Origin of the sequence: Bifidobacterium amazonense, assembly GCF_018555435.2 — a bacterium.
In the GTDB taxonomy this organism is placed as follows: domain Bacteria; phylum Actinomycetota; class Actinomycetes; order Actinomycetales; family Bifidobacteriaceae; genus Bifidobacterium; species Bifidobacterium amazonense.
The window spans coordinates 1-9,147 of sequence record NZ_JAFEJT020000089.1 but is presented as its reverse complement, the minus strand read 5'-3'; the positions used below and the strand labels follow the sequence as shown (position 1 = coordinate 9,147).

Annotated in this window: 5 protein-coding genes; 2 read left to right on the top strand and 3 right to left on the bottom strand. The window is 65.3% G+C overall.

Going from position 1 to position 9,147, the window contains the following annotated elements; genetic code table 11:
* A partial coding sequence (locus tag JS533_RS12900) for a hypothetical protein (RefSeq protein WP_241515142.1) occupies window positions 1–232 on the top strand: 232 nt, incomplete at its 5' end.
* A 162-nt stretch (window positions 233–394) separates the two neighbouring features.
* Here the strand turns inward: JS533_RS12900 and JS533_RS12895 are convergent.
* The 3 genes from JS533_RS12895 to JS533_RS12885 all read right to left on the bottom strand — a co-directional run bounded on the left by JS533_RS12895 (window position 395) and on the right by JS533_RS12885 (window position 6,686).
* Complete coding sequence (locus tag JS533_RS12895; protein ID WP_241515140.1) at window positions 395–2,431, bottom strand: 1-deoxy-D-xylulose-5-phosphate synthase; 2,037 nt, start codon at window positions 2,429–2,431, stop codon at window positions 395–397.
* 185 nt (window positions 2,432–2,616) lie between these two features.
* On the bottom strand, window positions 2,617–5,295 hold the full coding sequence (locus JS533_RS12890; protein WP_241515139.1) for a bifunctional lysylphosphatidylglycerol flippase/synthetase MprF: 2,679 nt from the start codon (window positions 5,293–5,295) through the stop codon (window positions 2,617–2,619).
* A complete protein-coding gene (locus JS533_RS12885; RefSeq protein ID WP_420838666.1) occupies window positions 5,292–6,686 on the bottom strand; it encodes an alpha/beta hydrolase in 1,395 nt (464 codons plus the stop codon). The genes JS533_RS12890 and JS533_RS12885 overlap by 4 nt, the downstream gene beginning before the upstream one ends.
* A 233-nt stretch (window positions 6,687–6,919) precedes the next feature.
* On the opposite strand from JS533_RS12885, the gene JS533_RS12880 reads away from it, so the two are divergent.
* Window positions 6,920–9,115 (top strand): LTA synthase family protein, encoded by a 2,196-nt coding sequence (locus tag JS533_RS12880; protein ID WP_241515135.1) that lies wholly within the window; start codon window positions 6,920–6,922, stop codon window positions 9,113–9,115.
* Window positions 9,116–9,147 lie beyond the last annotated feature (32 nt).

Sequence of the window (9,147 nt, the reverse complement as noted above, 5' to 3'; positions counted from 1 at the left end):
CAACAGACAACTGCAAGATATGCCTGAAATGAAGCCAAAAATGGTGGCAGGAGGCTCGGCAGGACTCGGCCAAACTGGTCCACGTAGATCCGCGCAGGTTACATGGACCGGTTTTGGCTTGTTGTGGAGCGTATCTTGCAGTTCTAGGTCGATTGGCGAGGTATCGGCCTTATCGATCGTGGTGACGGATTTTCAAAACGTTGGAATTTCAACAGTCAATCCGTTTGACTAATGCGCAGGCGCCGGACGTACCGAAGGCGATGACCTAGAACTGCAAGATGCGCCCGATATGAAGCCAAAAATGGGTGATGAGAGGCTCGTTCGAACTCGGTCGCACCACTGCAAGGGCCGGTTTCGGCCGTGAGACGGAGAGAACTAGACGCTGGGAAGGGGCTTAATGTCCGGATTCTGCCAGCTTGTGGCGGATTTGTGTTGTCACGGCCTCGACAGTCAGGCCGTAGCGCTCGTTGAGCTCGGCAAGGGGCACCCGGTCGGTGAACTCCTTGACGCCACCGAAGTTCAGCACGCGCATGGCCGCAACGGCGGGGGAGGGGTGGTTCGCGTACCACGCGGTGTTTTTCTCTCCCCAGCCGCCCTCGAGCTGGCCGTCCTCGAGCGTGACCACGAGTCGATGGTCCGTCGCCAGCGCGGCCAGCGTCTCCCCGTCGATCGTGGAGAACTGCCGCGGGTCGATGAGCGTGGCGTGGATCGGGCCTGTCAGAGCGGAGCGGACGCCGTCGCCGCTGGTCTTGGTGATAGCTTCTGCGTTGGGTTCTGTGCGGTCGGTCGCCGCGATGTCCCACGCGGATTCGAGCGCCTTCACGATGCGCCCGCCCAGAGGATACGTGTTGCCCAAGGCCAGAACGGCCACCTGGGCGCCGCGTCGCACGATACGATACCTGTTCCACGGGCATGAATGCGCGGGAACATCTGTGTCGGAGCAGATGTCGGATCCGACGGGTTCGGTAGCGCCGACTGCGGTACCGGTTTCGGACGGGGTGTCCGCCCCATGCGCGCGTTCGTCGGAAAGGATCGCGTCGCCGGGCACGCGGATGACGACCGGACCGTCGTTCGTTGTGGAAGTGGCCCATGCGAGCATGTCGAGAAAATCACGTCCGGACGTGGGCGCCAGGCAGGTGAGTCCCGGAATGTTGCCGAACATGGCGATGTCGAACGCGCCCGAATGCGTGTTGTCCGCGCCGGACAGGCCGCCGCCGAAGTCGAGCAGCGTGGCCGGCGTGTGGTTGAGCGCAAGCTCCTGCTGCAGCTGGTCGAACGTGCGCTGGAAGAACGTGGCCGACGTGGCCAGCACCGGCCGGCCGCCGGCCTTGGCGATGCCGGAGGCGAAGGCGACCGCGTGCTCCTCGGTGATGCCGGTGTCCACGTAGTGCGCGCCGGCGCGCTCGCGGAACGCGCGCGTGATGCCGTTCGAACCGGGGGTGGCGGGGGAGATGACCACCAGGCCCGGCTCCGCGGCGAAACGTCGTTCGAGCGCGGCCATCGCCAGCTGCCCGTAATGCTTGCGCGCGCCGAGCGGCTTGCCGGCCGCGCTGTCCGGATTCTGCCAGTGGTTCGCCTCGCACCGGCCTTCCGTGATCGCCAGATCCTCGGCGATCACCGTCGCGTCGCCGTTGCCGGTGCCATTGTCGGTGCCGGTGTCGGTGTCGTCCGCAACGACCGGAAGCCCGAGCCCCTTGCGCGTATGGATGTGCACGACGACCGGATGGTCGATGCCGCGTACCGACTCGAACGCGCGCACCAGCGCAAGCACGTCGTTGCCGTCCTCGACGTAACGGTAGTCCAGTCCGAACGCGTGGAAGATATTGGGTTCCGCCGTGCCGCCGGACGCGCGCAGCCGGGCAAGCGGGCCGTACATGCCGCCGTAATCCTCCGCGATCGACATTTCGTTGTCGTTAAAGATGATGATCAGATTGCCGCCCTGTTCGGCCGCGTTGTTGAGCCCTTCGAACGCGATGGCCGAACTGAGCGAACCGTCGCCGATCACCGCGATCACGTTGCCGTTCCCGCCGGTCATGTCGCGCGTCTTCGCAAGCCCGCACGCCAGCGAGATCGACGTGCCGGTGTGGCCGAGCACGAACTGGTCGTGTTCGGATTCGTCCGGATTGGTGAAGCCGGTCACGTCGTGACGGGCCGGATTGAGATATGCGGCGGCGCGACCGGTGAGCATCTTGTGCACGTAGCTTTGATGCGACACGTCGAAGACGATGCGGTCGCGCGGCGATTCGAACACGCGGTGCAGCGCCACCGTGGCCTCCACCATGCCGAGATTCGAGCCGATATGGCCGCCGTGCGTATGACCGTAGGCGACGAGCGTGCGGCGGATCTCCGCGCACAGTTCGGGCAGCTGATCGGCGGGCAGGGCATGGACGTCGGCCGGACCATGAATCGCGCTCAACATGCCTTCGCCCATACCGTGACGTCCTTTCCCTTCGCCTTGTTCCAAAAGCGACATCCTAACGTATGATGCGCCCTCGTGACTGCAACCGGACCGAATACGCCCAACATCTCCGTATACGGAATCGCACGCAGCACGATTCCGAAAAACCGTGCGGGCGGCGACCGCTGTCCGTTACCGCTGTCCGCTATCGCTGTCCGCTACCGCTGGAGGGTGCGAAGCATGGCGAGGGCCTGCTTGGCGCTCATGGACGGCACGTAGGCGCGCATGACCGCGAGCCCAAGCTGCGGCAGGGCGGCGGGATCCGGGTAGCACACGTAGACGGGTTCCTCGCTCGGCTGGAACTTGCGTTTGAAATTGAACAGCGAACGGAACCCGTATGCGGGCTCCATCCAGTCGGCCACGATCTGCAGCACATGCTGAAGCATCGCCGTGCCGGTGTCCTCATGGCCCGAGGCGTCCACGTTGTCCCGGTCGGGGTTCATGCCGGCCAGCGGCGCGGCCGACAGGCTCATGAACTCGGCCGCCGAGGACGGGTCGGCGAGTCCCTCGTCGCGCAGCCGTTCGGCCATGCGTGCGATGAGGAACTCCATGATGCCGTTCGGCGAGTCGGTGCGATGCCGCATGAAGTCCAGCGTCCAGCCGACGATCCGCCCGTCGCGCCACGTCGGCAGCCAGCTGGTCACGCCGAGCACGAGTCCGTCCGCGTCGACCGCGTACAGGATGCGCACGCGCGGATCGCGCAATTCCTCGACGCCGCCGAGCGTGAACTTCATCTCCGGCAGGGCCTTTTCGCCGGCCCACTGTTCGGAGATCTCCTCGATCTGCTCGCGCACGTCCGCATCCGCGCCGGCGAACGTGGTGAGCACGTCGGTGATGCCGTCGCGTTTCGCCTTGTTGATCGCCGTGCGGATGTCCTGCCATTTCTTGCCGGTGGTCTTCCAGTTGCGCGGATCGACGACCATTTCGCCGCCGACCTCCAGCGCATACCAGCCGCTGTCCACGAGCGCGTCGCGCTGGGCGCGGTGCACCGCATAGAACGCGGGCGACCATGAGTTCGCGGCGCAGAAGCGGGCGAATTCGCGCAGGTCGCTCAGCCATTCGCCGCGATCGCCGAACGGTCCGGTGCAGGTGAGCGCGATGCCGCCGATCACCCGGTACGCCACGGCCGACCGTCCGGTCGGCGACGTCCAGTACCGGTTGCCCTCCCATGTGGTCATGAAGCTCATCGACTCGCCGTCGCGTTCGACCAGGCGGCCGGCGTCGGCGCGCGCATGATCGTCCGTCACGAGAATGTCGCGCATCCAGCGCACGCACACGACCAGCACCGTCAGCCAGAACACGAGTCCCACGCCCTGATAGACGATCGATGCGAACGGCGTCAACGGCATGAACCGCAGTTTCGTGCGGCTGAGGAAGCCGATCGGGATGAACCGGCCGGGCAGTTCCGCCAGCAGGTCGCCGAACGTCGCGGCAGGCCGGAAATCATGCGGACGCAGCAATCCGAAGCCGAGATACGCGGCCGTGCACGCCGCGAACGCGACTGCGATGGCCGTGCATCCGCGGCGGAGCCGTCCGGCATCGGTACGGATCGGAAAATGGCCGAACGACACGGCCGTGGCGATCGCGAACAACGCCGGCAGCACCGCGTTCGCCACGCACGCGACGATCATGCCGTGCCGCACCAGCGACATCAGCCCGTCCGGCGCGAACGCGAGCGGCACGACGACGTAATAGGCCACGGCGATCAGCGACGCGAACGCATAGTAAACGACCGTCGCCCACGCGGCCAGCCGGCGGCCACGATACAGGCCCCACGCCATGATCGCCATCACCGCGGTCGGCAGCAGCGAACGCAGCACCGCACCCGGCATGGACGTGCGCAGCAGATCGAACTGGAAGAAGCAGCCGGCATGGGTCGTGCCCGCCAGGCAGGACGCCAGCGTCGTCTCGTCCGGGTCCACCGGGCTGAGCATCAGGCCGAGCGAACTCAACGGGCCCACGTGCATGGTCGAGGTGATCGTCAGCATCGGGCCCAACGCCAGCACGAGCGCGATCGCGGCGAACATGCGCCGCGCCTCGAACGACGTGCTCAGCTGCCAGTGCAGCGGATCGACATGATGATGCTGCGATGCCGCGTGTTCGGTTTCGCGTCCGGCCGTGTGATCGGCCGTGCGATCGGCCGCGCGTCGGGTCAGCAGCACGCCGAGCAGATGGCCGATGACCGCGGCCGCAAGCAGACAGTAATCGCCCGGATTGCCGCGGAACAGCAGGCCGGCGACGATCGCCGCGTAGCCGATCAGCCGGATGCGCCGCCGCCACAGGGGACGGCTGAACGCGCTCGCCGCCATGAGTACGCCCACGCCCATCGTCAGCGGGCTGAGCGCGAACCGGACGCGGTCCACGGTCGGCGTGCCCTGCAACAGCGCGGCGAGACCGGCGCACAGCAGCAGGCCGATCAGCGTGCCGGCCAAGGTCGAGCCTACGCCGATCGCGGCCAGCCGGGCGCGGCCGAGCAGCGGTTCGGCGATCGAAACCATGACCAGCAGCAGGATCACGTCGACGATCAGCTGCAGCACGCCGCGCGCGATCAGCAGTGTGGCGAGCAGGCGCGGCAGGCTGAACTCGCCCAGCGACGTGCTTAATCCGCGCATCGGGAACGGCCGGCCGATGAGCGTCGCGCCGATCCAGGCCACGATGTTCAGCGCGGCGAAGACGGCGACGAACCACACCGCGCACGGATGCGCGTCGATCCAGTGGCGTATGTCGCCCAACAGCGGAGCCCATGCGGGGCTGACGCTGCGATTGTTGCCGGCTCGTTTGCCGGTCGCCTGTCCGTGATCCGCGGGGGCGGTCTGTTCGTGATTGCCGTCGCTCATCGCAGCACCTCCAGATTCCTGTAGTCGTTCCATGTCTTGTGGTCGGTCGTCCCGTCGCCGCCCAAACCGACGCGCGCGCACCACCAGGGCAGCGCGGCCGTGAGCGTCGCGTTCACCGCATGCCAGTCGTGACCGGTGCCGGGCACCTCCAGCTCGGTCACATCCCAGCCGGCCTTGCGCGCGGCGGCTCCGATCGTCCGCACGTTGTCGACGGACACGGTGTCGTTCTCGCCGGCCGCCAACACGGCCGCCTGATCGGACGGCGCGTGCGCGGCCAGCGCGTTCACCGGCACCTGCGACTCGTAGGCGGACCGGTCGCCGCCGAAATACGAGGCGACCATGTTGTCCACGCTGCCGGACGTGGGCGCGATCTCGCCGTCCACCGCGATCATCGTGCCGAATAGGTCGGCGTGGCGCGGCGCAAGCTGCGTCGAGCAGGTGCCTCCCTGCGAGAAGCCTGAGATGGCCCACTTTGCGCCCGCGTCGTCGGCCGGCAGGTTCGCGGCGATCCAGTTCGGCACGTCTTTGGTCAGGTACGTTTCTGCCTTGCCGAACTTTGTCGTGTCCGCGCACAGGCTGTTGATCGTGTCGCCGCCGTTCTGGTCGGGCGAGACGACGATCGGCGCGAGGCCGTTATGCGTTGCGGCGTAGGCGTTGAGCAGCGCGGTGATGCCGCTGGCCTGCATGGCGCGGCCCGGACTGCCCGGCTGCCCGGCGAGCAGGATGAGCACCGGCAGTTTCGGCGGCGTGTCGCTCAGCGCTGCCGGCGGCAGCCAGACCATGGCCGGACGTGCGCGGAACTTGGATGCCGTGTTGGCGATGCGTTCGGAGAATAGACGGCCCGTCGACGGCATGTTCGGCAAGTTGCCGTCGGCTGCGAGCCGCTGCCACTGATCGACCGTCATCGTCGGGCGTGCGATGCCGGCCTGGCTGACGGACTGGTACGGCGACCAGCCGACCAGCGATCCGATCGTCTGATATTCGCCGTACACCGTATCGACCTGCACGGCCGCGGCGACCAGCATGACCGGAATCATGACGATTGCGATGACGCGACGCAACGCGCGAGCCTGCACGGCCGTGGCGGTCACGAATCCCAACGCGGCGAACCCGGCCGCGGCCCAGCCGATCACCGCCCAGCCGAGCGATACGCCGAACACCATGATCACGTCGGAAATCAGCCACGCGGCCAACAATCCGGCCGCTCCGGTCACAACGCCGGCCAACAGCTGCCACAGCAGACGCACGCGATCGGCACGGACCAGCTGCCACGCCGCCAGCGCCAGCAATCCGATCGCGGCCGCCAACAGCACGCCGTCATGAAACGGACCGGACACGATGCGCACGCGCATCAGCGACTGCAGCCACGACGACCACACTTGCATGAGCATCCTCCCTTATCGCTACCAAACGCGGCATCATAGGAGCCGTATCCGGCGGGGTGCATCCGCCGCGGGAATGATTTCCCTCCCAGCTCAATCCGGTATGGTGGCAAGCGAGAAGCAATCGTGAATATATGGGGCGAGGTGCGGCCGTTGTCAGGAACGACGCGGACAATGGTGACCATTATGCCCAGTGAACCAAACGTGAAGTGCAGGTTATGAGCGAAGAAACAACACATGATATGACGACTCGGGACACGGCCCGATCACAGTCCGCGTCGCAGGCCGCGCAGGCTCCGCACGCTGCGTCGGTGGCCGGTACTGTCGGCGCGACGTCAGCGAACGCGACGGCGGCCGACGACGACATCGAGATCCTTGACATCGCGCGCAAGGAGGACACGGACGAACGCCGCGGCCGGCGCTGGTTCAAACGATTCAGCGGCAGGCCGTTCCCCGGCTGGCTGTACGCGTTCCTCTTTATCCTGTTCGACCTCGCGGCCGTGGCCACGCTGCAATGGGGCGTGTCACTGAAAAGCACGCGCGTCAAACTGTCCAGCCCAACCGTCGGCTGGGGATTCGTGACGAAAATGTGGACGGACGGCAACTTCGTGCTCGTCCTCAACGCGCTTCTGCTCGGCCTGATCTACCTGATCCTGCTCATGCTCACCAACCGGTTCTGGATCGCCACGCCGGTGTTCCTGGCGGCCGCGATCATCGTGGCCGTGATCGAGCATTTCAAGGTGCAGATCCGCTACGAGGCCGTGCTGCCGAGCGACCTGAACTTCCTCAAGGCCGACAAAAGCAACCTGCTGAGCTTCATGCCGCCGGGGGCGCACTGGACGATCATCGGCGCGTGCGCCGTGTTCGTCGGCGTGCTCATCGTCTGCTTCCTGCTGTACCGCATGGACGGACGCTCCGGCCGGCTGCTGCGCTTCGACAACGTCGGCCTGAACGTGACCGTGCGACTGCTGCTGATCCTGCTGCCCGGCATGTTCTTCACGCTGTATTCGATGCAGGTGAGCACCGTCGGATCGTGGGCGAAAACGTTCGCCACGGTGATGGGCGACAAGCCGAGCATGTGGGATTCCGTATACGACGCGCAGCGCAACGGCCCGCTCGTCTCGTTCACGCGACAGCTCAACCCGCGCATCATGGAAAAGCCCGCGAACTACAGCGAAGCGACGATGAAGAAACTCGCCGCCAAGTACGCGAAGGAAGCGACGACGATCAACGAGTCGCGCTCCGCGAACATGACCGACTCGACCGTCATCTACGTGCTCAGCGAATCGTTCTCCGACCCGTCGCGCGTGCCCGGACTCAAGGTCAACAAGGACTCCATGCCGAACATCCGCAAGATCAAAAGCGGCACCACGTCCGGCCTGATGCTCTCGTCCGGCTACGGCGGCGGCACCGCGAACCTTGAATACATGGGCCTGACCGGCATGAGCATGGCCAACTTCGACTCGTCGCTGTCCAGCCCGTACCAGCAGCTCGTGCCGAGCGAACACTGGGTGCCGACCATCAACCAGATGTGGGGTGCTGCCAAGTTCTCCGAAGCGTTCCATCCGTACGAGTCGTCCATGTACTCGCGCGCCACGAACTACGTGAAGTTTGGCTTCTCGCACTTCTACACGCTCACCGGCGACGGCGAAGGCAACGACATCATCAAATACCAGGACAAGATCGACGAATCGCCGTACGTGTCCGACGAGGCGACGTACAAGAGCGCGCTCGAGGAGATCGCGAAGACGGACGACAACCAGTTCATCCAGATCATCACGATGCAGAACCACATGCCGTACAACGACTGGTACAAGGACAACGACTTCACCGCCGAATCGACCGACCCGTCGCAGCCGCTCGAAAAGGACGAGACGAAGTCGATCGAAACGTACCAGAAGGGTGCAAGCCTGACCGATGAGGCGACTGCGGCGTTCCTTGAGGAACTCGACAAGCTCGACAAGCCGGTCACGGTCGTCTTCTACGGCGATCACCTGCCCGGCATCTACGAGACGGCCAGCGCGGACACGAACAATTCGCTCGCGCTGCACCTGACCGACTACTTCATCTGGTCGAACAAGGCGTCCGGCTCGTCGCAGGGGGAGAAGATCGACAATTCGGCGTATTCGTCGCCGAACTTCTTCGTTGCGCAGGCGGCCGAGCACATGGACGCGAAGGTGTCGCCGTACCTTGCGTTCCTGACCGAAATGCACGAGAAGATCTCCGCGATGGAGCCGCCCGTGGTGAACACGATCCAGGGCTGGGACCGCATTCCGGAAGGCCAGAACATCTATCTGGACTCCGACGGCAACCCGATGGCGGAAAGCGACTTCGACGACGAAACGAAGCAGCTGCTCGCCGACTACAAGCTCATCCAGTACGACATCACCGCCGGCAAGAACTACCTCAAGGACTCCGGCTTCATGGATCTGCCATAGCGGGCGTAACGGAATCGTGCTGCGCGCGATGC